The organism is Pseudoflavitalea rhizosphaerae (assembly GCF_003991355.1).
GTDB classification, from domain to species: Bacteria; Bacteroidota; Bacteroidia; order Chitinophagales; family Chitinophagaceae; genus Pseudobacter; species Pseudobacter rhizosphaerae.
Window position 1 is genome coordinate 106,240 of the sequence record NZ_RCSU01000004.1, and the last position, 25,305, is coordinate 131,544.

At 48.2% G+C, this 25,305-nt stretch carries 22 protein-coding genes; 7 read left to right on the top strand and 15 right to left on the bottom strand.

Annotated features, from left to right (window positions below; all coding sequences use genetic code 11):
* Positions 1-527: 527 nt before the first annotated feature.
* The 11 genes from D9Y29_RS08445 to D9Y29_RS08495 form a co-directional block, all read right to left on the bottom strand.
* Positions 528-1,583, bottom strand: coding sequence for a saccharopine dehydrogenase family protein (locus D9Y29_RS08445; protein WP_127126987.1), 1,056 nt, complete (start codon positions 1,581-1,583; stop codon positions 528-530).
* A gap of 216 nt (positions 1,584-1,799) precedes the next feature.
* Entirely contained in the window at positions 1,800-2,561 is a 762-nt protein-coding gene (locus tag D9Y29_RS08450) for a LytR/AlgR family response regulator transcription factor (RefSeq protein WP_127126989.1), read from the bottom strand.
* Complete coding sequence (locus D9Y29_RS08455; RefSeq protein ID WP_127126991.1) at positions 2,558-3,559, bottom strand: sensor histidine kinase; 1,002 nt, start codon at positions 3,557-3,559, stop codon at positions 2,558-2,560. The genes D9Y29_RS08450 and D9Y29_RS08455 overlap by 4 nt, the downstream gene beginning before the upstream one ends.
* Before the next feature lie 84 nt (positions 3,560-3,643).
* Positions 3,644-4,069, bottom strand: a complete 426-nt coding sequence (locus tag D9Y29_RS08460) for an organic hydroperoxide resistance protein (RefSeq protein WP_127126993.1) — start codon at positions 4,067-4,069, stop codon at positions 3,644-3,646.
* Between the two features lie 13 nt (positions 4,070-4,082).
* Positions 4,083-4,856 (bottom strand): DUF1223 domain-containing protein, encoded by a 774-nt coding sequence (locus D9Y29_RS08465; protein ID WP_127126995.1) that lies wholly within the window; start codon positions 4,854-4,856, stop codon positions 4,083-4,085.
* A 15-nt stretch (positions 4,857-4,871) separates the two neighbouring features.
* On the bottom strand, positions 4,872-5,252 hold the full coding sequence (locus tag D9Y29_RS08470) for a hypothetical protein (protein ID WP_127126997.1): 381 nt from the start codon (positions 5,250-5,252) through the stop codon (positions 4,872-4,874).
* Between the two features lie 6 nt (positions 5,253-5,258).
* Positions 5,259-6,176: a heme-binding domain-containing protein gene (locus D9Y29_RS08475; RefSeq protein WP_127126999.1), complete on the bottom strand. Its 918-nt coding sequence runs from the start codon at positions 6,174-6,176 to the stop codon at positions 5,259-5,261.
* Between the two features lie 109 nt (positions 6,177-6,285).
* Positions 6,286-7,098, bottom strand: coding sequence for a helix-turn-helix domain-containing protein (locus D9Y29_RS08480; RefSeq protein WP_127127001.1), 813 nt, complete (start codon positions 7,096-7,098; stop codon positions 6,286-6,288).
* Between the two features lie 17 nt (positions 7,099-7,115).
* On the bottom strand, positions 7,116-8,006 hold the full coding sequence (locus D9Y29_RS08485; protein WP_127127003.1) for an SDR family NAD(P)-dependent oxidoreductase: 891 nt from the start codon (positions 8,004-8,006) through the stop codon (positions 7,116-7,118).
* Positions 8,007-8,163: 157 nt separating this feature from the next.
* Positions 8,164-9,192, bottom strand: coding sequence for an alpha/beta fold hydrolase (locus D9Y29_RS08490; RefSeq protein WP_127127005.1), 1,029 nt, complete (start codon positions 9,190-9,192; stop codon positions 8,164-8,166).
* Between the two features lie 7 nt (positions 9,193-9,199).
* Positions 9,200-9,529 carry a DoxX family protein gene (locus tag D9Y29_RS08495; RefSeq protein ID WP_127127007.1) on the bottom strand — a complete coding sequence of 110 codons (330 nt, stop codon included), beginning with the start codon at positions 9,527-9,529 and terminating at the stop codon, positions 9,200-9,202.
* 168 nt (positions 9,530-9,697) lie between these two features.
* On the opposite strand from D9Y29_RS08495, the gene D9Y29_RS08500 reads away from it, so the two are divergent.
* Both D9Y29_RS08500 and D9Y29_RS08505 read left to right on the top strand, forming a co-directional pair.
* A complete protein-coding gene (locus D9Y29_RS08500) occupies positions 9,698-10,918 on the top strand; it encodes a DUF4272 domain-containing protein (RefSeq protein WP_127127009.1) in 1,221 nt (406 codons plus the stop codon).
* 111 nt (positions 10,919-11,029) lie between these two features.
* Positions 11,030-12,079: a mechanosensitive ion channel family protein gene (locus D9Y29_RS08505; RefSeq protein WP_127127015.1), complete on the top strand. Its 1,050-nt coding sequence runs from the start codon at positions 11,030-11,032 to the stop codon at positions 12,077-12,079.
* Here the strand turns inward: D9Y29_RS08505 and D9Y29_RS08510 are convergent.
* Positions 12,076-15,516, bottom strand: coding sequence for a DEAD/DEAH box helicase (locus D9Y29_RS08510; RefSeq protein ID WP_206513743.1), 3,441 nt, complete (start codon positions 15,514-15,516; stop codon positions 12,076-12,078). The genes D9Y29_RS08505 and D9Y29_RS08510 overlap by 4 nt on opposite strands.
* A gap of 97 nt (positions 15,517-15,613) precedes the next feature.
* On the opposite strand from D9Y29_RS08510, the gene D9Y29_RS08515 reads away from it, so the two are divergent.
* The 4 genes from D9Y29_RS08515 (at position 15,614) to D9Y29_RS08530 (ending at position 18,180) form a co-directional block, all read left to right on the top strand.
* Positions 15,614-16,396, top strand: a complete 783-nt coding sequence (locus D9Y29_RS08515; RefSeq protein ID WP_127127017.1) for a hypothetical protein — start codon at positions 15,614-15,616, stop codon at positions 16,394-16,396.
* Positions 16,397-16,496: 100 nt separating this feature from the next.
* A complete protein-coding gene (locus D9Y29_RS08520) occupies positions 16,497-17,123 on the top strand; it encodes a MarR family winged helix-turn-helix transcriptional regulator (RefSeq protein ID WP_127127019.1) in 627 nt (208 codons plus the stop codon).
* Between the two features lie 78 nt (positions 17,124-17,201).
* A complete protein-coding gene (locus tag D9Y29_RS08525) occupies positions 17,202-17,939 on the top strand; it encodes a YggS family pyridoxal phosphate-dependent enzyme (protein ID WP_127127021.1) in 738 nt (245 codons plus the stop codon).
* A 28-nt stretch (positions 17,940-17,967) separates the two neighbouring features.
* Positions 17,968-18,180, top strand: coding sequence for a YwbE family protein (locus D9Y29_RS08530; protein ID WP_127127023.1), 213 nt, complete (start codon positions 17,968-17,970; stop codon positions 18,178-18,180).
* Positions 18,181-18,223: 43 nt separating this feature from the next.
* On the opposite strand, the gene D9Y29_RS08535 is transcribed toward D9Y29_RS08530, so the two are convergent.
* Complete coding sequence (locus D9Y29_RS08535; RefSeq protein WP_127127025.1) at positions 18,224-19,117, bottom strand: DMT family transporter; 894 nt, start codon at positions 19,115-19,117, stop codon at positions 18,224-18,226.
* 90 nt (positions 19,118-19,207) lie between these two features.
* On the opposite strand from D9Y29_RS08535, the gene D9Y29_RS08540 reads away from it, so the two are divergent.
* Positions 19,208-20,620 (top strand): aminotransferase-like domain-containing protein, encoded by a 1,413-nt coding sequence (locus D9Y29_RS08540; protein WP_206513744.1) that lies wholly within the window; start codon positions 19,208-19,210, stop codon positions 20,618-20,620.
* 54 nt (positions 20,621-20,674) lie between these two features.
* Here D9Y29_RS08540 and D9Y29_RS08545 read toward each other — a convergent pair whose 3' ends face one another.
* Both D9Y29_RS08545 and D9Y29_RS08550 read right to left on the bottom strand, forming a co-directional pair.
* The gene (locus D9Y29_RS08545; protein ID WP_127127027.1) at positions 20,675-22,084 is read right to left on the bottom strand and encodes a purple acid phosphatase family protein; all 1,410 of its coding nucleotides are present in this window, start codon (positions 22,082-22,084) and stop codon (positions 20,675-20,677) included.
* A 165-nt stretch (positions 22,085-22,249) separates the two neighbouring features.
* Positions 22,250-25,297 carry a TonB-dependent receptor gene (locus tag D9Y29_RS08550; protein WP_127127029.1) on the bottom strand — a complete coding sequence of 1,016 codons (3,048 nt, stop codon included), beginning with the start codon at positions 25,295-25,297 and terminating at the stop codon, positions 22,250-22,252.
* Positions 25,298-25,305 lie beyond the last annotated feature (8 nt).

The following is a 25,305-nucleotide window of genomic DNA, read 5'->3' on the forward strand; positions in this document are numbered from 1 at the left end:
TTGTTGAGCTGAGGATAGGTGAGATGGGGCGGTGGTGCCAGGCCAGGCTTTTTCGCTTATGTTTTCAAGGCCACCTTTTCATATCACCTTTGCAACCATATCTCCGGACGTGCAACTGCAATAGTTTTCCCCCTTCCAACCAGCATTCGATAAGAGGGGAGGGATGGGAAATAGTGCATCACCCTGAATAAAGGTTGCAGTGGGTGCCTGAGTAGAAAAAGGTTATTATTATTTGGTAATTGCTGGTTGATGGCTGGTTAGTTGCCTGTTTAGTGCTTGTTTATTGCTGTAGGTGTGCTGTCGGGGCGTACTCAGGGGGGTAGGGGATTCCAGATCAATAATGTCGCCAGTGCGGAAGGGGCCGGGAGCGCGGGCATGGGGAAAAGGGCCGATGAAACAAAAGCGAAAAAGCTCATTAGAATTACCGAAGTCAAATCCACCCAACCCACAGCTCAATAACTACCAACTGCGTTGGTTTGTTTCATCAGCCCGACTTCACCATCCCCCGCTCCCGGCATTACAAAAAGTTATTCCGCATACATGCGCCCCCAGCGGGTTGCATAAAAATCATCCAGGCTGATATCTTCCTGCTTCACAAATCCTTTCGCAGGCAGTTTGCCATTAGCTACCAATTCCACAACGGCAGCAACAGAAGCAGCTGTGGTCCAGGAAATGGCCCTCCAGTTCTGTCCATTGATTTCGCGGGGATGATAAGCCCGGTAGAATTCTTCGCGTTTCAGTTCATTACCATTCCATCCCTCTACTACCGCATATGTATATACGACATCTTCTTTTACCGGTGGTTTTGCTTCAGTGAGAATCTGTTCTGTGAGTTCTCTTTTTTCTTTGAGGATCAGTTCATACAAGAGGAAGCGCATCAGCCTGGCATGGCCGGGATAGCGGATGGTCTTGTAGTTGAGCGTGTCCACTTTTCCTTCCAGCGTTTCACAAAGTGTACCAAGACCTCCGGAGGTGGAGAAGGCTTCAAATTCCTGTCCTTCGATATTGATGGTTTCGAGACCTTCGAGAGAGGGCACCATTTTGCGAACGCCATTGTGGATCACTTCCGCATCGTTGATGTATTCATTGATCACACCGGCAGGGCTCCACGTGAATGAATAACCGAGCAATCCGTTTGGATAGCGGGGAAGCGCACCCACCCTCAGTTCGATATCTCTGAGTTTGGTAAAGGTTTTGGTGAGATGAGATCCTGCGATGCCGATGAAACCCGGCGCCAGTCCGCATTGCGGGATCATCACGCCTTTGGAGGTTTCAGCCATTTTACGGATGGCGGCTGTGGTGGCTACATCTTCTGTAAGGTCGAAGTAGTGGATGCCGAGCTCGTACGCGGCTTTTGCAACAGCGAGATTGAGATGGTAGGGCAGACAGGACACTACAGCATCCTGGTTGCTGAGGAGCTTTTTCAGTTCTGCGGGATCGGCAACATTGCCCTGGGCAACGGGGAAACTCACCGGGGATGCAGGCGCCTGTCTGTCGATGCCGGTTACAGAAAACATGTCGGCCAGCAAGGTGCCCACCAAAGAGCCTACCTTACCCATGCCGGTAACAGCAATTCGTTTCACAATAAAAAATTTAAAATGAATAGAAGGGTTGAATGCTCAACCAGTTACAGTTAACAATATGCGGGAAAAGGGGAGACAGTCAACTATGGCACGTTCGCACAGGCGCTCCGCAGGAATGCCATGTACGAATCGAATATTTTGAAGTAGTGGTTCATTGGGAGCTGCAATAATAATGAATTTCCTGAAACCGTGCCAGAGGAAATTTATGTAATGGCTTTATCGTTCAGAAAGCCAATTAAGGAATGCAGTGGATTTTTCCTTACCTACGGTGAGATCGTCCGGGGCAGGTACATGCAGGTGCACCAGCAGTTTCCGGCCGTAGTAATGTTCCACTTCCTTCACTGCGTCGAAATTGATGATATATTGCCGGTTAAGCCGGTAGAATTGTGAAGCGGACAACTGACCCTGTAACTGATCTAGTGAATTGGGTATGGTGTAGGTTTCTTTCCGGAAGTTCACCAGGTGAGTGGTTTCATTACGTGTGTAGAAAAAGGCAATATCACCCGAGGCGATGGTGATGTATTTGTTATTCTGGAAAACGAGAAAACTCTTTTTGCCTTCTTCCCTGCCCAGTTTATTGAAAAGCGCTGTGAGGTCAGCGTTATGATCACGCTGGAAGAAATTACTCAGTGCATCAACTCTTGCGAGCGCTTTTTCCAGCTCTTCCCTGGAAAAAGGTTTTAGTATATAATCGATGCCATTGGCCTTGATGGCTTCCATAGCATATTCTCCGTATGCTGTACAAAAAATGATAGGACAGGCGATGCTGACGCTTTTGAAGATATCGAAGGAAATACCGTCTGACAACTGAATATCCATAAAGAGGAGGTCAACCTGTGGTTGCCTGCTGAAGAAATCCACTGCAGCTTCCACGCTCTGTAACTGAGCAATGATCTGTGATTCCGGCCTGAGCTGTGTGATCAGCCCCGCCAGTGATTTTGCCGCTTTTATTTCGTCTTCGATGATGACGATCTTCATATTTTCGGAAGTTTGACAGTAAAATATTGGTTGCCCGGATGGATCTCAATTGCTTTGCCACTCAAATGTTGGTAGCGTTGCCGGATATTGTCGATGCCCAGTCCTGTAGACGCTTCGGTTGTCCTTTTCAGTTGTAATGTGTTCTCCGCGATGAGAAAATTCCCTTCTGTAAAAATACGCATGCGCAGGGGCTTATTGAGTGAAACGATATTGTGTTTGATGGCGTTCTCAACCAGCAGTTGCAATGTGAATGGAGGAATCTGTGTGCTGGCCCAGTTCTCCGGAACATCGATACTGATCTCCATCCCTTCTTCAAATCTTGCTTTCAGCAGGAAAATATAAGATCCCAGTATTTTCAATTCTTCGGAAAGGAGTATCAGGTCCGATTTACGGCTTTCGAGTGAAAAACGGTAAAAATCGGACAGTTTTAAAATGAAGTCGACACTGTGTTTGTCGCCGCTCTCCACCATGTATTTGAGGGTGTTGAGGCTGTTGAACAGAAAATGTGGGTTTACCTGTTGCCTGAGTAATTCGTATTGTGCGGCGAGATTGTCCATCTTTGAGCGTTCAAGTGCGATGCTCACTTGCTGGTTATGATAATTCTGGTAGAGCAGGTGGATGAACATGTAAAAGGTCAGACTGATGAGGATGCCGCGTACTTCGATCATCAGCATTACCGGTCCGAAATCCAGGTGGGTGAGCAGCAACTGCTGCGCGTAAGCCAGGATGAACATCAGCGCAACACCCAGCCCGATGGTTTTAAGCAAACGGGTAACTGAAAATCCTTTCGCTACATCTTTGGCAGTATAAGCTGGCAGGGTGTACATGCTGTAATACCAAACAAAAATGGAAAACACGAAAGTGATCACCGAGTTGGCGATGGTCTCATGAAGATTGAAATGCTTATCTGCGATCTTCGGCACAGCCATGAGCAGGCCGAGCAACAGTGAGCTGCCCCAGATAACAGAATGCGAAACGCGGAATGCGGGTGTTTTCATTTGTAATTACCGAAGTTAAATGAAATACTGATTATCGGAGAGCCGTCGCCCGCGGGGACGCGGGCGACGGCTCTCCGAATTTACTTATACCAGGTTCAGTTCAACATTGATATTGCCGCTGGTGGCTTTGGAATACGGACAGGTCTTGTGTGCCGTTTCCACAATATTGCGCGCTGTTTCAGGGTCCAGTCCCGGCAGGTGGATATTAAGCCTGGCCTGCAGGAAATATGCATTGCCGGTAGAGCCCAGGTCTACTTCTGCATCAACGGCCGTTTCCTGCGGCAGCCTGATCTTCAGCGTGTGAGCCGCAAGGCCCATAGCGCCGATGAAACAGGCCGACCAGCCAGCTGCAAATAACTGCTCCGGATTGGTGCCGGCGCCTGTTCCGGGTGAGGATAGTTTAATATCGAGGCGGCCATCTGAGCTTCGGGATTGCCCGTCTCTTCCTCCTGTTGTATGTGTGTGGGCAGTGTACAATACTTTGTCGATTGGATGTGCTTTGAATTCCATTTGTTCTGTTTTTTTATTGATTGAAATTTGATTTGTTGGCGGTAATGATCTTTCCTGTTTTCTTGTTTTGCACAAATGCGATCAACTCATATTCTCCAGGTTTGTAACCGGCAGGCGTTTTGATCTGCAGGTTGTGTTGACTTCTGGCATCCTCTTCCTGTATTGCCCTTACGATCTGTACATGGGGAAGATGACGGCCTGTATTCTCTCCGGCAGTGACATTGCTTTCGGCTTTTTTCTGCACCAGCGCCAACAGGATGCTATTGCCTTTGGGATCACCATCGAACTGGTAACCGATTTCCAGTACATCATTCTGTTTTGAAATGGTGAGCGATAGGTTTCCCTGGGGAAGGCGACTGAGCGCATTGTTGATGGCGTTCACAGTGGCGCCTTCATCTGATCCTACATTTTCCGATTGTCCGTTCACTACAATTTGTGGTGTGTAGAGAGAGGAGAGGTTCAGCCAGTTCACGTATTGTTGTTGCCTGTTGGAATAGGCTCGGCTGCTGAACCTGTCTTTCCATCCCTGGTGGTCCCAATAGTCCACGTGATAGGCGAGGATGTATAACGCTGCATTGGGGTTCTCTTCCTGTAACTGTTCAATCAGTTTGTCGGCGGGCGGACAACTGGAACAACCTTCGGAAGTGAAAAGTTCAATCACGACGAAAGCCTTGCCCGGAGCGGTATCTGAAGGAGTGCTGTTTTGTGCTTGTGTACAGGATGCAATACCGAGTACGAATGACAGGGCTACTGTTTTTGCAATACTATTTTGTTTTGTGAATTCCATGATGATGGGTTTTGATTATTGAGGAAATGCAGCGGGTTGCTGTTCAAGTATGTATTTAATACGGGCTGTTGTGTCAACAATATTGTTGGGTTCTGAATGATAGGCGCCATTGCTATCAACGGTTTCAACCTGCAATAAATCGCCATTGATCTTGCTGCCATACCAGAATTTGTTTTCCTGTTGGCGGTAGGTGACCAGCTTGAATTGTTGTTGCGGGGTATCGTTGTACAAAATACTCATGGTGCCTGCCTTGTCGTTGATCTGGTAAGTGATTACAGACAGACCATTGTCGTTGAATGAGAATCCGCGCAGGGTTATCTTGCCATAAGGTGATGTGGGCTGGCAACCGGAGAGTATGATTGTAGCTATGGCGAGGAGGATCATTGTTTGTTTCATGTTCGTTTATTTAGTGGTTACGTCAAATACAAACCCGGTTTCTTCAACCAGTTTGTGACAGGAGATACAGGTCTTGTCTGTATTGATATTGCCATAGGGTTTCAGTTCCGGGGTATCGAATCTTGCGAAGCCCCATCCTTCGGTGGATGCATATTTTTTACTGTCCCTGATCATATATTGGATATTGATGAACTTGCCCGGGCGGATATTGCCGGTACTGTCTTCGAGTTTTTGGAATACCAGTTTGGCGATGGTGGAGCCTTCGGGCCAGGGATTGATCTGGCCGGACCTTACAGCTTCGATGGCAATGGGATTGGCGTACATCACGCGCATGGTGCCATTGTCGTAACGGGAAGTGGTGCTCAATACCTGCCAGTTCCGGTAAGTTGGATCATAAGTAATACCATTGGGCGAGACCGGTAGATTTCGTGTGTTGGTTTCTGTTATACCAATAGTTTTTCGTGCTGTATCTTTTTCGGCAGGAGTTGTAGCGGTATTGAGGAATTCCCGGAGTACCAGCATGTCCTTGTCCGTGATCTTTGCCCCGGGATGCAACAACCGGTAATCCGGCAGGGGCATCTGTTTTGCGGCCAGTTTGTTATAGATCAGCCAGTAGTTGGATTGCTGTTCGGCGGGAGATAAACTATCCCAGGCAGAAAAATTCAATCTTGCTCGACCCCTGGTTACGTGTTCTGCCACTACGGAGGATGCAATGGGCAGTTTGTCGAACCAACTAAGTTTTGTTTCATTGGAGTGACAGTCATAACAGACACGTTCCAGGATCGCCTGTACTTCCGCGGGGAGCATGATCTCGCCGGTAACAGGCGGATTGTTTACCGGGACTTTCGCCGTGAAAGCCAGCGTCAATCCGCCTGTTGCGAGGATCAGTAATACTATGAGGGTTTTCTTTCTTTTGAATTGCATGGTAGAATTGATTGTTGATGCAATTTGAAATTCTTCTACCGAGCATCATGGAATATACCCATGTAGTGGACCAACCAGGGGGTGAACCGGACAATTGCCGGGGTTATTTTCAGACGGCTGCCTGGGAAGGCGGCACGCCGTACTGTTTTTTGAAAGCAAAGGAAAAATGGGAAAGGTCTTCAAATCCTGTTTCAAGGTACACTTCACCCGGCGCTTTCCCTTTTTCCCGAATGAGGTAATGGGCTTCCTGCAATCTTCTTTGCAATAACCATTTGCTGGGAGATATGTGAAAGATATGCTCAAAATCACGCTTGAAAGTGGCCAGGCTGCGACCAGTGAGATAAGCGAATCTTTTCAGTTGCACATTGAAATGGAAATTCCTGTTCATGAATTCTTCCAGGTCTATCTTGCCCGGCTCCTGGAAATCGAAGAGCAGGCGTGCAAGCGAAGGCTGGGATTGCAGCAGGATGAGCAGGGCTTCGCGCAGTTTCAATGTTTGCAATTGCTGATTGATTAGCTGGTTGCCCTGCAGATAGGGTAGCAATGAATCCACGAAACTCTTGTACAATGGTTCTTTTTTCAGTTCCATCACGGTTTCCATCTTTCCATTCCCCCCAGCATCCGCGCTGTAGCTATACTCCAGGCTGAACTGCTTCAGCAGTTCCTGGTCGAAATAAATGGACACCGCTTCGAACACACCGCCCGGAGCGGGCTGCTTGTTGAACTTGATCAGCTGGTTCCTTTTGATGAACCTGAAATCCCCTGGTTTGAAAACATATTCCTTGACGCCGGTATTTACGGTGAGGGTGCCTGAAAGCTGGTAACTGAACACATGCTCGGGCACAAACTGCTCACCTTCGCGGCTGCGCGCTACATAGCAGGAATAAGAGAAGGGCGATCTTTGTTTGTCTGGTCCGGCCATATTGCAAAGCTATTGTTTTACTGTTTTCTTTGAACGTTCTGCGTGTAGAACTGCCCGGCAGTGGTAGACAGGAAATTTTCCGCCTCTGCATGATCTGTACTCACCGTTATATCTTTCCATTTTTCCATTTCTGCATCTCTTGCTGCGTTTGCTGCTTCCAGGATGCCAAGTGCTTCACTGCCCAGGACCAGGTGAACGGGAGGTTCAGGATGGATGGCCAGTTCCACCAGTACATTGGCCGCTTTGGCGGGATCGCCAACCGGAATGAATTTGCCGCTTTTGAAAAGATCGGACCTTTGTTTCACCAGATCGTATCCTTCGATCTCTTTGGCATAGGTCATGGAAGCACCGCTCCAGTCTGTACGGAAGCCGCCGGGCTCCACACTGGTCGCATAAATGCCGAGAGGTCCCAGTTCTTTTGCAAGCGCTTCTGTAAATCCTCCCAGACCGAATTTCGCCGCCTGGTAAATGGTGAGCCCTGCATTGCCTACCCGTCCGCCAATGGAACTGATCTGCAGGATCCGGCCGCTGCCTTGTTTGCGCATGTATGGAAGTACTGCGCGAGTGAGCTCGATCGGTGCATAAAGATTTGTTTCCAGCTGGCTGCGTACCTGTTCTTCCGTGAATGCCTCTGCTGCGCCAACTATACCAAAACCCGCATTGTTGACCAACACATCGATGCGGCCAAAATGTTTGACGGCAGTGTCCACTGCTTTGTATACATCTTCATAACGGGTAACATCAAGTGAAATGGGCAATATCCCTGCGCCATACTCCTGCACCAGATCTGACAATTGATCGATATTGCGGGCAGTGGCTGCTACGGCATCTCCACTCTTTAAAACCGCTTCTGTTATATTACGTCCCAGTCCGCGGGAACTACCTGTGATAAACCATACTTTTTTCATTCTTATTTTTTTTATGATACAAAATTAGAACTGTCTGCTTCCGCCTGCTTTGTTGAAAAGCTCAAAGATTCTTTGTTGAGAAGCTCATCAATTTTTAAATGAAAGAGCCTGCAGATCAATCCACAGGCTCTTTCCCATCAGGAGCTTTTCCATTTTCCTATTTAGCAAAACCTGCCGCTTCAATAATTGCATCCACAAATGCCTGAGGCGCTTCCTGGGGAAGGTTATGACCTATTCCTCCTGTAATTGTATGATGTGCATATTTGCCGGTGAACTTTGAAGCGTAGGCGGCGGGAGACGGATGCGGCGCTCCGTTGGCATCGCCCTCCAGCGTTACAGTTGGAACAGGGATGGAGGGAAATGCAGCCAGTTTCTTTTCGAGCGCATCGTATTTCTTTTCTCCTTTCGCCAGGCCCAGCCTCCAACGGTAATTGTGGATCACGATAGCAACATGATCAGGATTTTCGAATGAAGCTGCGGACAGATCGAAGCTGGTATCAGAGAACTTCCACTGCGGCGAAGCTGTTTGCCAGATCAGTTTGGAAAATGCTTTTCGATTGGCTTCATAACCTGACTGCCCACGTTCAGTTGCAAAATAATATTGGTACCACCATTGTTGCTCAGCCTGTGGCGGCAATGGTTTTTGATTCGCCTCCTGGCTCCCGATCAGGTAGCCGCTCACAGAAACCAGGGCAGTTGTGCGTTCCGGCCAAAGGGCGGCAACAATATCAGCAGTTCTTGCACCCCAGTCGAATCCACCGATGATGGCCTTGTCGATCTTCAGGGCATCCATAAAATCGATCACATCTGCAGCAAGCGCTGCCTGCTGGCCATTGCGTGGTGTTGTAGCATCGAGAAAACGCGTGCTGCCATAACCCCGCAGATAAGGGATCAGTACCCTATATCCTTTTGCTGCCAGCAACGCCGACACTTCGGCGTAACTGTGTATATCGTATGGCCAGCCATGGAGCAGGATCACTGCCTGGCCGCCTGCCGGACCGGCTTCTGCATAACCGATATCCAGAATGGCTGTTTTGATCTGTTTGACGGGAAGCGAATTGGTTGAGTTTCGTTGATCTGTCACTGTTATATTTTGCGCATTGGCGCCTGTAATGTCAAAGAGTACTGCGGCGAAAGTGAATGCGATGGCCAGCCAATTGCGGCGGCTAATATTGAGCTGTTGCATGTTTAAATTATTTTCTGTTTGAATCCGATCCGAAAGATTGAGAAAAAAGAATGTCTCTTTTACCTGTGGTAGTAATGCGGTAATCTGCGGGGAATAGTTTCCTGAACTGGCTGTAAGTTACGGATACCATCACAAATGCGATCATTAGCAATACAGCCACTCCGGATAGTTTTGCCACTCCCAGGATATAAATGAAATGGGCAGGATATCCGAGTTGCTGCGTAATGTCCCATACAAGCTTATTATGGGAGAGCTCAAAAAATCCACTGGTTCCGAACCAAAGGGAAGTAAGGATTGCGCCTGTCCAGTAAATGATCTTTGATGTTCTTGTGTTCATGTTATATTGCTTTAGCGTTGTTTGATAACACAAAGATGTACTGCCGGGAGAAGCTGAATAAGCAGTTTCCTGTGAAGTGGACAGATGGAGCGGTGAACCAGGCATGTGAAAAGGGGAGGATTTGTGTTCTATTCCTAAAATGGTTTTCTTTACGGGAAATCGTCAACAATGGTCTGCACGCTGTATGCACATTACACAGGATTTGACAAAATCGAAAAAACGATACAGGAGTTTTTCCCGGGAAGTAAACTGTCTGTGGCGAAAGACGGAGAATCCAATGTGCTGGAATGTGAGGTCAGGGGAGGACTGTTCAGGCCTTCCGGAAAACTGACAATCAGCTATCGCGAAAAAGCAATTCCTTCTTATAAGTTTGCGGAGAACGATCAATCGTCCCTTACCAATAACCTGCGCGGATTGTATGGGTATGTAAGGTCTCTTCCTTTCTCCAATGAAAGTCTGCAGGAAAAATTCCTGCAAAAGATCCTTACACTGAACTGTGAATTTTCCATTGCTGTTACGAAAGGAGAAATAAAAGAATTGAAAAATGTAATTCAGGAATTGGCAAAGGAGTTCGATGCTGTCCTGTTTGTGCAACCCAAAACGGTTATCAGCAAATCGAAAGGGCAACATTTTTTAGACAGTCGTCTGGATCTGATCATAGACCAGGAAGGAAACAGCGGGATCGATTCCCTGGATGTGAAAATTGATGCCAGTTATTTCGATCAGCATACATCTGCCACGGAAGACCAACTGGCCAGAAAATCCAGGTCGGAGCAACTGATCGGGTCCTGGAAGATAAAGGTGAACAGTCACCTGCCTGTTATCGATCCTGAAGAAACGGTTACAATCAGGAGACCGGAGGAGATCGCGCAACGAGTGGCAGTACTGGCGGTGGTGAACCTGGTGGCTTTCAGTCATATTCCGCCGGAAGAAGCAAGGGACTACCTGCAACAAAATAATCTGTGGGATTTTGTTTCGCCTGCTGAAAAGGATTTTCTCAATGAGCCCACGGATGAAAAGAAAAGCCGGGAAAGCTGGAAATGCGAATGTATCTATACCTTGTTGTGGGCATTGAATAAAACAGAAACATTGCCGTCTCCTGCACAGTTATGTGATCTCGGCAATATCCCTCCTGAGAAATACCCGGTGGGAAAAGACAAGTCCCCGGAAGATTTTATCCGCTCTGCTACAGTCGTGCGTTCCAAAACTGAAATACTCGATGCCAGTGATCTTTATTATCGCCTTGACTGGGCCTGTGTTGACGCCCGGATCAATGGTAAACAAATCACAGAAGCTCATCCTGGTGTTGTATACGAGCGGCATTACGCATTGAACTGGTTAATGAATTATGGAAATCAGGAATGGGATGATGTGAGTTGTGATACCTGATGCTGTCAACTTAATTGCATTTTAATTTTAGATTAATAGCCTGCCAAGACCAGGAAAATACTTTCGTGCCGGTTAAGTGAGCAGATCGATCATCTTTCAAAAGACCGGATTATGAAGGAAATATTGCAATATCATTTCTTACAGAACACTGTACAAAGCTGGCTCATCGCCTTTGGTATCGGAATACTGATGGTAGCTGCACTCAGGATCATTCAATCGCTGGTGATCAAAAGGATCAGGGTCTTAACTGCCAAAACACAAACCAATTTCGATGATTTCATCATCAGCGCCATCGAACGCTCTGTGATGCCGGTGCTGTATGTGCTGGCCATATACAGCAGCATGCAGTATCTCACACTTTCGGAAAAAGCGAACAAGATCGCACATCTACTGGTGATGTTGGTCTGCACATTTTATGTTTTGCGGACCATCAGCAGTTTCATCGTTTATGTTTTTCAGCGTTCCCTGGTGAAACATGACAATGAGCAGCGAAAAAAACAATCGAAAGGTATCCTGCTCATCATCCAGATATTGATCTGGGTGGCAGGTTTTCTTTTTTTGATAGACAATCTTGGTTACGATATCACAACGCTGGTGGCTGGTTTGGGTATCGGCGGTATCGCCATTGCGCTGGCGGCCCAAACGATCCTTGGCGATCTTTTCAGCTACCTGGTGATCTTCTTCGATAAGCCTTTCCAGATCGGCGACTTCATTATTATGGATGATAAGCTTGGAACGGTGGAATACATCGGCATCAAAACCACCAGGATCCGCACGCTCAGCGGGGAACAGCTGGTTTGCTCGAACACGGACCTCACCAATTCCAGGGTGCACAATTATAAAAAAATGAAAGAACGCCGTGTTGTTTTCTCTTTTCGTGTAGTGTATGGAACTGCTGCGGAAAAGATCAAACGCATACCGGCGATGGTAAAAAAGGTTGTTGAAGGGTTTTCAGATACAAGGTTCGACAGGGCCCACTTCAAAACCTTTGCAGAGTCCAGCCTTGAATTTGAAGTGGTGTTCTATGTGTTGTCGCCGGATTTTAATATGTATATGGACCGCCAGCAGAGCATTAACCTGCAGATCTATGAGCAGTTTGAACAGGAAGGGATTTCTTTTGCATTGCCTGCGCAAAGGATCTTTATGGGCAGTTCCAATTAAGCAGGTTGAAAACTCAGCAATTTCAGTAATTCATTTTTAGATAATACAGGAAGCAGGGTATTCCCGGTTTTGATGAGGGTATCAGCCAAAGATTGTTTGTTCTCCTGCATCTGCATGATCTTTTCCTCAACCGTATTGGAACAGATAAGCCGGACGGCAATCACTTTCTTGTTTTGCCCGATCCGGTGGGCGCGGTCGATGGCCTGGTTTTCCACAGCCGGGTTCCACCATGGATCAACAATGTATACATAATCAGCGGCGGTGAGATTGAGACCTGTGCCGCCGGCTTTAAGGCTGATAAGGAATACGCGGCTGTCGGGATTGTTTTGAAATGCGTCCACAACTTCGCCGCGCTTCCTGGTATGGGTGCTACCCGTGAGGGTTTCGAATCCGATTTTCCTTTTTTCCAATGCTGCTGCTATCAGGTGCAGCATCGAAACAAATTGCGAGAACACCAGGATCTTGTGGTTAGCCGATTTAGTTTCGATCTGCTCCATCAATGTGTCGATCTTGGCTGCGCTATGACCAGTAAGCGCTTCATCACCCAACAGCGCCGGTGCATCGCAGATCTGGCGGAGACGGGTAAGGCCTTTCAGCACATTCATCGGATTGCGTTTCAACTCATCGTTGGAAATGGCAGACACATAATCCCTGAATTCTTTTTCATAGGCGTCATAGATGCCTCGTTGTTCCTCATTCATTTCACAATAAACTACCATCTCTGTTTTTTCCGGCAGTTCGGGGGCCACTTCATCCTTGGTTCGCCGCATGATGAAAGGCTGTACTTTCTGCTGCAATTCCCTGGCGCGTTTACTGTATTTGAATGTATCGATAGGAATGGAAAAGATATCCCTGAAATATTGCCTGCTGCCTAACAGTCCGGGACATGCGAAACTCAACTGGCTGAACAGATCGAATGTATTGTTCTCGATGGGAGTGCCTGTGATCACGATCCTGTTGCGGGCATTCAGCAAGCGGACTGCTTTATATCGCTGTGTTTCGGGGTTTTTGATATGTTGCGATTCATCCAGGAAAACATAATTGAAATGGTAATCCTTCAGGAACCCAATATCTGAAAGCAGGGTGCCGTATGTGGTTAGTACGATCTCGTACTGATCGAAGTCTTCCGTACTCCTGGTTCGGCCGGCGCCGTGCAGGGTAAGCAAACGGATGTCCGGCGCAAACTTGTGTAATTCCTGTTGCCAGTTGAACACCAGCGTGCCCGGCACTACCATCAGGTTAGTATTGTTTTTTACTTTTTTTCTTTGTGAAAGAACAAAGGCAATGATCTGAATGGACTTGCCCAGTCCCATATCGTCTGCCAGGCATCCGCCAAAATTCAGGTCGTCCAGCGCATTGAGCCAGTTGAGGCCTTCCAGTTGGTATGGTCGTAAAGTGGCGTTCAGTCCTTCGGGTGATTCGATCCTTTCGATCTCACGGATGCCCTGCAGCTTATTCCTGTATTCCACTATTTCCTGTTCGATAACTGCATCCGGCAGGGCCGCTTCGTACAATTGTTCGATGGCGGAAAGATTGATCTTGTTGATGCGGATGGTGCTCTCATCGATGATTTCCGCATTGTTGAAATAATCGGAAAATTTTTTGATCCATTCTTGTGGAAGGATCCCCTCGGTGCCATCATCCAGCTGCACATATTTGTTCTGGTTGCGGATGCTTTTGTACACCTGTTTCAGTGAAGCACGCTGTTTACCGAACTGTACCCGTATATCGGCATTGAACCAGTTGATACCGGTCCTGATCCTGATATCGATCTTCACCCGGTGCGGATTCTTCCGGTTACTGTCCAGCTCATTGAATCCAAGTACCCTGATATCTTCTTTTTCCCATATTTCAAATGCCTGGAGGAACCAGTCCTCCGAAAGGAAACGGTCGCGGTGCAGGTAAAAATAATGCAGATCGTTTTCCAGTTGTTCCTCAAAGTGGGGGTGCTGGCCCAGGAGCATGGCGGTGAAAGCCCGCTCTGCAACATCGTTACGGGGCAGTATCACTTCTTTTCCTTTTGCATTGGTGGTATGAACCAGCCGTTGGGTACGGATTGGTATTTCTATTTCCCCGTAGCGGATCACGGGAATGATCATCACATAATTCTTCAGGTCTGAAAGATAGAGGATCCGTTGAAGACCGCTGCTGCCCGGCAGTTCAGGCAATTCTGCTGGTGTTATGGTCTCCAGGTACTGGTAGTCCACGGGAAGTTTATCCTCCAGTTTGTTGAGCAACTGGCTTTTGAACTCACTGAATTTGTTCTGATGAATAAGGAGATGATCTTTCCTCTTCAGTAGTTCGATCATGCCCAGTGCAGGCAGCTGATCTGCCAGGTAGAGTGTATCTCCGGCCTGCAGGAACCAGTTGAATCTTAGTTGCGCCTCATTGAGGTCCAATTCATCCTGTGACTGCAGCTTCCCGGTAATGGCGTAAAAATTTCCTTCCCGGGTAACGGTGAGCCTTAGACTATTTTGCAGAAGGGCTGCTTTCACGGGCCTGATGGAGCTTGCTGTAATATTCCCGGATACTTCCGCATCATGCAGGTAGAATTTGTAGCATGCAGGATTGCGGATGATCGCTTTCAATGCTTTCAGGTCTGAAGGCGATCGTTTGGTGGATGGATGATGCTGGAATTTGTGAACGGCTGTATAGAATTTCAACTGTTCCGGATCGTCCTGTGCCCAGGCAAGGTCCAGCGGTGCGATGGCTGTCAGCGGATTCTTGATCTTTCCTTCTTTGGAAACTGCTGCAGAGTAGAGTTCTATCACCAGGTGCTTGTTATACCTGTGTTGTTTGAAAACTGTAATAATGGTTTTGCCTTCGGCAACCGGATCTTCCTGGTGCAATGCTTCCGGCGCAGGAAATAGTAAATGGTTCATGCCCTGCATGGCCGTTGGTGTGACCGCCTGCAATGAAGGATGTTTGGGAGAGATCAGCAGTTTATTGTTTTCCCATTGTATAGAAAAGTAATCGTCGGGTTCCTGCACCATGCCCAGGCCATAATCCGCACCGAACTGTTGCAGTTTCTTCTTTCTTAATTCCGGAAAAAAGAAAATACCGAATTCCTCTTTTCGCAGGAGGGCAGTGAGCACCTGAGCTTCATGAACACATAACTTGTCTGAATACTGGTTGCAGGTACAGGACACCAGCAGTTGATCTTCCTGGCGCAGCACTGTTACAGGAGGAAATACAGGAAAGGCCAGCCGGTTCAGGAAAGTGCCACAGTCAGGCTCCAGGATGTGTGGGGTGATCAGCTGGTAATCCTGCTGCTCCACATAATGGCCGCCGGTGCCGGATCGGGCAATCAGGGTATCGTCAAGGGATTCAAGTGAAAATCTCTTGAAACGGGCATTTGATAGTTCCTGGTTATTGGCGGCCTGCTCCATGGCCTGCAAATATCGGCTATTTGGCCTTTCCGTTTTTTTCTCCTGCAAATGCCATTAAAAATATTTTAACATAAGGATGCTAAATAGTTAGGAATCCTAACTATATTTGTGGCGTCATTTCAAACATCTTCCAAAATAAACAATCATGAAAAAGATCACCATGTTACTCGGACTGGCGATGTTCACAGGATCAATAGCCCTGGCATCACCGGATTGCGACAGCTGTAAGAAAATGAAGTCCATCATAAATGAAGCCGACTATATGATCACCGGCGCTTCGGTTAAACATAATAGGAAATGGGGACAACTGGAATTCGAGATCACTGTAAAAGGGCAAGCGGGAAGAAGTACTTCCATAGCAGCGGGCAAAATGAATGGCGCTCCGGTTGATGGCTATGTGTTCCCTACCACGCTGAAACCGGAAGATGTTGGCTTCAGTAAAACAGAAGGCATCGTTGCGCTGGCGCTGACTGCCCATCCTGATTTCGACGATACACCTCTCTGGGATGAAAACGGGGATGGCGATTACGGGAACGATAAGATCGTTTGGCATCCGCACTGGGTGGTGCTGGTATCCGACAAAAGAGTACCGGGTGGATTGTCTGTTAAGGAATTCAACTCTGCCGATACATCCGTAGTGCTCCCGAAAACCAATCCCGGAATGCCGATGTATATGGACTCTCCCGGTTTCCAGGTTGTAACAGAGGGTAACGCCATCAGGGTTGTTGTGCCAGATTACAGGGTTCGTTTCAAAACAGATTTCAAATACGATGCTGTTGGAGCTTATATGAAGGTAGTAACAGGTGATGGTGGTGATCATGCTGCCGGCGGCAATATGCCGATGCTGGGCGTATACAAAGTGTACAGTGTATTATCCAAAGATCTCTCACTTCCTTACCAGGTCGGGATGCACGGATCTAACAACTAACCACTAACTTTATGATCATGTACACAGATACCAGGGAAGATGGTGTGACCCGGACCAACGGATTCATCACAGAGTTCCAAGCTTTGATTATTTTGCAGCGATGAGCAATATGGACAAAACACCTTTCAATCCGGATACTCAGAACAGTTCCAATGCAGCGTTGATTCTGGCTGCGCTGGAGCGAGTGGGAGAATCTTTCCGGGTGATGTTGTGGGAACAGGCAAAGGAATATGGACTTAGTCCGATCCAGGTGCAGAGCCTGATCTTCCTGCATACGCATGATGAACGGTTGGCAAAGGTCACCTACCTGTCCAAAGAGTTCAATGTTACAAAAGCCACCATGAGTGATGTAGTAAAAGCGCTGACAGAAAAGAAGCTGCTGGTGAAAAAAGATAACCCGGCAGACAGTCGTGCCCAGGTGCTGAAGCTGACATCGCAGGGAAAAAAAGTGGCAGCGGCCACAGGCGGATTTGCCAATGCCATGCTGGAACAGATCGGGCAATTGACAGAGCGGCAACAGACAGAGATCAAAACCATCCTGCTCAACCTGATCCACCAGCTGTACAGGGAAAAGATCATCACCATGCAGCGCATGTGTTTTACCTGCACACATTTTTCCACTTCCGGAAACAGGCATTTCTGTAATCTCCTGCAAATACCGCTGACTCCTGATCATCTGCGGCTGGATTGCCCTGAACACGATCAGAAACCGGAACCGGTTTCCTGAATTCCATTTTCTTATTATCTGGTCTGAAACTGTAGTGGTTTCAGCAGGCATTCATTTGCCGACTACTAAATTTTGTTTATGAACGAAGCAATTGATATCATTTCCAACCTGGCTATCGTGAGAGACCGGATAATAACGGCAACTGAAAAGGCAGGGCGTGCTCCGGGGTCGGCGCGTCTTTTACTGGCCACCAAAACAGTGCCGGCGGAGAGGGTCCGCATAGCCGTTGAAGCAGGAGAGGTGCTGACCGGAGAGAACAAAGTGCAGGAGTTGAAAGAGAAGGATCATCTCCTTCGCAACCTGGCGTTGGAACGGCATTTTATCGGTCACCTGCAAACGAACAAGATCAAAGAGGTATTGAAATATGTGAATTGTATACAGTCGCTGGACCGGCCGGAACTGGCGGAGAAGGTGCACCAACGACTAATGTATGAAGAAAGAACGGTGGAAGTGATGGTGCAGGTGAATACCTCTTTCGAGCAAAGCAAATTTGGTGCGCACCCCGATGATGCATTTCGGTTGATCGAAAAGGTGAGGTCATTGGATACATTACAGGTGAAAGGTCTCATGACCATTGGGCTTTTTGAGGCGGACCCCGAAAAAGTGCGACCTTCTTTCCGCCTGTTGCGCGAGATCAGGGACCAGGCATTACAGAACGGGTTGCTGCCACCTGACGCCAATGAATTGAGCATGGGCATGAGTGGCGACCTGGAAACAGCCATTGAAGAAGGAGCCACCATTGTGCGGGTGGGAACTTCCATCTTCGGCAAAAGACAATACCCTGATAGTTATTACTGGAACGAAAAAAACAATTGATATTTTTGCCTTCGAAAACCGAAAGCATATGGATGGTCAGTACAGGAAAGATATTTATCCCGGGCAGGAAGTGGCGATCATTCTGAAGAAAGATCAGCGAACCGGCAGGCTCACATACGGGATCGTGAAAGATATCCTGACTTCTGCAGCTTATCACTCGAGAGGCATCAAAGTCAGGCTGGAAGATGGACAGGTGGGCCGTGTGGCGGAAACAGAGGTGGTGGACCCGGATGAGGACTAAATGAAAATTGAGCAGGCCGGCAGACACTGTTCCGTTCATTTTTTCATTTTGCAAATTTCTTAGAGCCGGCAACACAAAGGATAACGCCGATGGTGATACCGATCATGCCTGCGCTCACTTTTTCATTCAATATACCTGCCGCCAGCGCCAGTCCGAAGAATGGTTGCAGCAATTGTAATTGTCCAACTGCGGCTATGCCTCCCTGTGCAAGTCCGCGGTACCAGAAGATGAATCCGATCAGCATGCTGAACAGCGTAACATAGATCAATCCCATCCAGGCAGGAAACCCGATGCCATCGAAAGATGCAGGAAGCAGTATGAAGAATAAAGGCAGGGTAACTGGTAGTGATAATACGAGTGCCCGGCAGATCACCTGCCATCCTCCCATCTCCTTACTTAGTTTGGCGCCTTCAGCATAACCGAGGCCGCAGACGATCACAGCCAATAACATCAGTATATCCCCGGTGGGCGAGGCTTTCACGCCCTGGGCAATGGCGAAACCGATAACAAAGGAACTGCCGATAACAGAGAAAAGCCAGAATGCAGGTTTGGGCCTTTCTCCTCCGCGTAGTACAGCAAAAATGGCTGTGGCCAGTGGCAGCAGGCCAATGAAGATGATGCCATGCGCCGAACTGATGTATTGAAGGGCAAGTGCACTCAGCAGCGGAAACCCGATCACCACGCCAAGGGCAACGATGATAAGAGGGAACAGTTGTTGCCTGGTGGGGAACTTCTCCCTGAAAATCAGCAGGCCGGCAAGCGCCGGTAATGCCGCAATGGCTGCGCGCGCCATCGTGAGGAAAACAGGATCGAACTCGGTCACGGCCAGTCTTGTTGCCGGCAGGGAACCACTGAATATTACAACGCCGATGAAACCGTTGACCCATCCTGACGCGGACTTTTCATTGGGCCCGGACAAGGTTATTTCTCTGTTCATTTTTTCATTTTTAGATATAGTAAAAATAATTACGGGCGATAAAAGGATACAGTCTCAGTTTTAGTATTTTTGATGGACACAGTTGGTTTTATGAAAGATTTCATTTACCAGGAGATATCCGGAAAGATTGCAAAAATGATCAGGGCGGAAGTGCTGAAACCCGGAGAGCGACTGCCTTCCGTCCGGATGTTATGCCAGGAGCATGGCATCAGTATGAATACGGCGAAGCGCATTTTCATGGAACTTGAAGCGCAGTCGCTGATCGAGTCCAGACCGCAATCGGGTTATTTCGTCAGCCGGCTGTCTTACCTGAAGCTGCCGCTGCCTGGCGTGAGTAAACCTGCTGCGAAGCAGCAGAAGGAAGCCGGTGATCTTATTGAGAGGGTATCGGCCAATATGGGGAATGAAAAGCTGACGCTTTTTTCTGTGGGAGCTCCGGTAGGTCCTTTATTGCCTTTGGCAAAGCTGAACAAGGAGATCCAGCATGCCACGCGTGCGCTCCCTGAAGGAGGTGCTGCTTATGAGCCCTTGCAGGGCAATGAAAAATTACGGAGGATGATTGCAGCAAGATCGCTGACCTGGGGAGGAAGTTTGCAGGAGGATGAACTGATCACTACCACCGGCGGATTGAATGCCATCGCCTATTGCCTGATGGCGCTGGGCAAACCCGGCGACACTGTGGCTATCGAAAGCCCCTGTTATCCCGGCATTCTGCAACTGGCGCTGAGCCTGGGTTTGAAAGTTCTTGAACTGCCAACGCATCCGGTAACGGGCATTGAAATGGATGCGTTGAAAAGATATATTCCGAAGATCGATATCTGTTTGCTGATCTCCAATTTCAATACGCCACTGGGCAGTTGTATGCCGGAAGAGAATAAGAAGGAAGTGGTGCAGCTGCTGGGCAAACATGATATTCCATTGATAGAGGATGATGTGTATGGGGAACTTTGTTTCGGCCCGCAGAGACCGGTGTGTTGTAAGGCATTCGATACAGAAGGCAATGTGCTTTGGTGCAGTTCCCTTTCGAAGACCCTGGCGCCGGGATACCGCGTGGGCTGGATAGCCCCCGGAAAATACAGGGAAAGGATACTGAAACAAAAACTGGTGCATACGATCTCCGGATCTTCCATAACACAGGAGGCTGCTGCCAATTTCCTGAAGAGCGCACGCTATGATATTCATCTTCGTCATCTTCGAAAAACATTGTTCAGCAATTACCAGTATTACGTGGATGCTATTGCGCAGTATTTTCCGGAAGGCACCAGAACCAGCAGGCCGCAGGGCGGACTGGCACTGTGGGTTGAATTCGATAAGGGCCTCGATACTGTTGAGTTGTACGAACTGGCTATGAAACAAAAGATCAGTATTGCACCGGGCCGGATGTTCACCCTGCAGGAACAATATCATAATTGCATGCGATTGTGTTATGGACTTCCGTGGACGGATGAACTGAAATTGAAACTGAAGAAACTGGGCGCTCTCGCAAAAATGGTCCACCCATAAAAAAATCCCTGACCGTGAAGGCCAGGGATGCGTGGTTGTTTTTAGCGGAACAGATTACTGGTTCCTTTCCAGGTATTCTTTTTTCTTTTTTTCGTATTCTTCTTTTTCTTTCTCCGTGTATTTTTTTCTGTAAGATGCGGGTAGTTCCAGGTGTTCTTTGGTGAGGCCGGGCGCCCAGTCGATCAGTTCTTTTTTCCCTTTTGCCTTTTTCACGATATCGAAAGCGTCGTACAGTTCACCGGCAGCGGTGTAGGATTCCATTCTTATCTTTTTTTCTTCCACCAATACACGTTGATACAATTGTGTATTCACGGCGGCTCTTTGCAACCATGGAGCGAGGGAGGGTACATACATTTTGGGCCCGCTCACAGAAACCACGTACACCGGGCCCTTCAGGCCGGTCTTTTTGGTGTGCGGCGATGTTTCACTGATGCCGCGGCCATAGGTATGATCGTGTCCGGTGAGTACGAGGTCTACCGAATATTTTTCAAAAAGAGGCTGCAGCGCATCACGGAGAGATTTATTATCCCTTCCGTTGCCTGAGGAAAACACCGGGTGATGCATGGTGAGGATGGTCCATTTTTGCGGATTTTTCTGCAACACTTTTTCCAGCCATTGCACCTGGCTTGCGCTGTCGGCCGGACTAAGCAGCATGGATTGCGAACTGATGGAAATGATCCTCACCTGCTGGTAGTCTATATAATAGGTGAGTTCTTCCAGTCCTGCGGGACCATTGAGCGGCAGGTTGAAGATGGGGCGCCAGTGTTTGGTGAGCGTGAGTGTGCGGTTTTCATCGCGGTAGAATTCGTGGTTGCCTGCAGTGGGAAGTGCGGGGATCATGCTATGGAGCCAGGCCCCTGCATAGAACCATTCTCCCCATTCATGGTCTACATTGGTGCGGTTGATGAGATCGCCGGCATGCAGCATGAAGGCCGCATCGGGCTGGTGTTGCCCTGCTGCGCGGATCACGCGGCTCCACCATTCCTTGTGGTCATTCTGGGCATCGCCGAAATACAGGAAGGCGAAGGGTTTGAATTCTTTCACAGCGGTACGGAACTGGATCCATTCGCTCCGGTTGGCGGTATCGCCCACGCGATACATATACAAAGTTCCTGGTTGCAAGTTGGTGAAGCTGAGCTCATGATAGTTGGCCCTGCTGTCGTCCAGCAAAAGAGGAGTAACGGTGGAGGGTATGCGCTCTGCGTCCTGTACTTCAGGTTGGGCTACTGCTTTTTTGATCTCGGCATATCCAAAAGTGATTGATGTATCTGTTCTCCAGGATACCCCCACACTGGTGGCCGGGTCTGCCGCTACGGAGAGGATGATCCTGTCCGGAACAGGAGAAGCGGGATAAGTGGTTTGCTCCACTTTGCGCTGGGTAAAGGCCGGCCAGGGTTTGGCCTGCTGCGCCTGTGTGGCGAAAGAAATGGAAAACAGGAAAAATAAACTCAGTCGTTGAAACATAGTGCACTTGATTTAATCGGTTGTTGCTATTGCATTTGGTGCGGCCAGCCGCTCGCCTCTGGCGAGTGACTTTTATTTAGTCGCCTCCGGCGACGCAGTGTTCGCCGGAGGCGAACAATTAGCAGTCACCCGCCAGAGGCGAGCGACTGCCGGCTCGCTGAATTCTTACAAACGGAAGCTTACACCTGCGCTTCCCCAGATACCATCGGTATAGGTGTTGAGCGGATAGCTTTCGTTCTGCATATAGTCAGACCTTTTGGCCTTTGTGATATTACTGATGTTGAATACGGCTTTCAACCTGCGTGTGATCTTTTGGGAAGCAGAGAAGTCCAGCTGCATCCTGCCTTTTTCATGGATATCGAATCTTTCCTCATCTCCTACTTCTCTCAGGTAAGTTGCAAAGAAGTAAGTGGAGATCCTGCCGGAGAAGCCATACTTTTCATAGGTCAGAGAAAAATTGCCTACGTGCGGGCGCATATCCGGCAGGGCTATATCGCGTTTTGTTTCCATGAAGGGTATGGTGAGTTTGGAACGGATATAGCTGTAATTGGCATATACACCAAATCCATTGAGCCAGCCCGGCAGGAAAGTGAACTGCTGTTGCCAGGCCAGTTCAAAACCTGTCACATTTCCTTTGGTGCCATTGCTGACAGTATTGATCCGGTACTGATCAAATTCTCCGCCTGTCTGAAGATAGGAATAATCGAAAAGTACATCACGCACTTCCTTATGGAAAACGCCGCCGGACAACAAACCGATACTCGAAAAATAATGTTCAAAGAGTATGTCGAAGTTGGTTGCATTCTCTTCTTTCAGGCTGGGGTTGCCCTGGTTGATACGTTTCCTTCTTCTCTCGATCTCCTGCCAGGGCACGAGATCATAATAATTGGGGCGGGATAATGATCGTGTCACTGCCGCGCGGATATTGGTTTGTGGCGACAGTTTGAATTTTACATTGATGGAAGGGTAGAAGCCGCTGAAATCTCCGCCATGATCTATTTTGGTGGTGGACACATATTTACCTGTTTCATCCAGCACCACCAGGTTGCCTTTGTAGTTGTAGGTAGTTCTTTCAAAACGAACACCAGCTGTGATCTCCCATTTCTTACTGTTATATCCTCCCATGAGATAGCCCGCCATCAGGTCTTCTGTTCCTGAGTAGGAGTCCGGGTCAGTATTCTGGCGAACATAGGTGATATCATCTTCATACTTGTCGGTTTCACGCTGGTAGTTCTCTTCCATGATCTTCGTGTCAGGGAAACCGTGAAAATCCACCACATTGTCAAAGAAGTTTTTCCTGCGGTAGCCGGAAGTAAAGTCAGACAGCCGGAAAGCATCTTCGCCGGCTTTCAGCACATGGTTGAAATAATTCCTGAAGCGGTCATTTTTTTTATAACGGTAACGTGTACCTGCTTTTATGAAAGCAGTTCGCTCGCTGCCAATCTTGAAAGTTTTCTTTGCATTGAATGAGCCCTGCCCATCGATATCATTTACTTTTTCATGCCGGTTCACATAATTGCGGGTGGTGAATTTACTGAGATCGAAAGCCGACTGGTCTTTGAAATTCAGCACAGGACGTGAAGGGTCATTGAAATCGAGCGTGGCTGCCTGATCATTCTGCCTGAAACTGGCGTTCCAATATTTTGGCTGATCATATACACCTTTGTTGTAGTTCAGGTCGTAGTCGAGGTTGAAGCCACCTGCAACGGATTTGCCGCCGAGATTGATATTGAAGATGTCGCGGTTATAATCCCTCCAGCGTCCTTCGCGATAGATGGAGATATCGCTGATGTCCTTATCGCTGTCCCAGGAGCCCAGGCTGTTGCTGATGCTGCCGGAGTATTGGAACTCGTAGTATTTGTTGTAGGAGCTGCGGAGGTAGAGGTTGGTGCTTTTGCCAGCATCATAATTGAAGTCGGCTGTCAGGCCGAGATTTTCACGGTCGATGGAGAAGGCTTCATAGGTGATGTTCTCCGGCTTGCGTGTGCTGGTCCCATTCAGGTCGAAGTCTTCATATGATATATCGATCCTGTCCTGCCCGCGTGTTGATTTGAAATAGCTGGTACCGAAGAGGTACCCGAATTTTTTCTTTTTTTGTCCGAACACGGCAGAAAGATCATAGTTGGGTTTGCGGGTAAGTCCATTGTATCCAACCAGGGCTTTCCCGGAGAGTACTGCATTGGGGTCCTGTGCACTTTTAGTGATGATGTTCACGATCCCGCCGGTTGCGTCCGCATCACGGTCAGGTGTAAGTGTTTTGATGATCTCGATACTTTCAACGGTGTTTGATAATACGCCATTGAGGTCGGTGGTGCGCGTTTGTGTTTCTGTTGCAGGGGCTTTATTGCCGTTGAACTGGAGAGAATTCCTTGTTGGGTCGAGGCCACGGATGATCACGTCACGGGCAACGCCATAGCTGTAACCAACTGCCACGCCTGGTACACGCTGTAATGATTCCGATACGGTATTGTCGGGGAATTTTTCTATCTGTTCTTTCGACAGTACATATTTGATATTCTCGGCATTGCGCATGGAGCTGAGGGCAGTAGCTTCACCTCTTCGGATACCGGTGATGGTTACCCCATTCAGGGCATGTGTTTTTGCCAGCAGTTCGATATTGAGGGTAATGGTTTCGCCGCCTTCGATATTGAATTTTTTCCGGGAGGCTGAATAACCCAGATAAGATACTTCCAGTTCATAGGGGCCGGCAGGGAGCTGGTGGATCAGGTAATTGCCGTCTTTATCCGTGAGTACAGACCAGCCTTTGTTTTTGATGGCAACAGTTGCGGCGGGCAGAACCTCGTGGTTCACGGCATCTTTCACGATCCCTTTCACGATGCCATACTTTACAGGAGTTGTTTTTTTCTGTTCAGGTTTACTCAGGATCACCTGGTTGCCGGAAAGATGCGGAACAACGATATTGGAAGGCAGTATACGACGAAGGATAGTTTCAACGGAGGCATCTTTGATGGCGAGATTCACCGGGGGGATGCCATGGAGGTCATCTTTGAAATAGGCAAATACCAGGCCGGTCTGCGATTGAATTTCCTGCAATACTTCAGGTATGGGTTTGTTCCTGGCGCTGAGTGAAGCTTTGAAATCGCTCAGCTTCTGTGCCTGGCTTTCTGAGCCGGTGGTCAGGCACAATAATAACACCAGTGAAAAAGACAGTTGAATGAAATGTCTTTTACGGGTTAAAGTTGATGGTCGCATACAAGTCT